General features: G+C 42.4%; 1 protein-coding gene. It reads left to right on the top strand.

From position 1 onward, the window contains the following. Positions 1-203: mucin-binding protein (locus N8M66_RS09410; RefSeq protein ID WP_261047265.1), on the top strand; the 203-nt coding region annotated here is incomplete at both ends.

Below are 203 nucleotides of genomic sequence, written 5' to 3'. Positions count from 1 at the left end.
GGAAGTAAGGCTAAGGATGATGTAGTTGAAACACTGAACTTCAAACGTTGGAGTCGTATTAACCTAGTGACTGGTCATATTGACTTCCAAGACTGGACAACCAATGATGATACGTTTGATAAAGTGGTCTCTCCAACTATCGCAGGTTACACAGCGGATAAATCAGAAATTCCAGCTGTAAGCGGAGTGAAGGCTAAAGACCA

Origin of the sequence: Streptococcus mitis (assembly GCF_946188585.1) — a bacterium.
Classification (GTDB): Bacteria; Bacillota; Bacilli; order Lactobacillales; family Streptococcaceae; genus Streptococcus; species Streptococcus mitis_DG.
The sequence above is the reverse complement of the archived record's forward strand: the minus strand, read 5'-3'. Positions and strand labels throughout refer to the sequence as shown.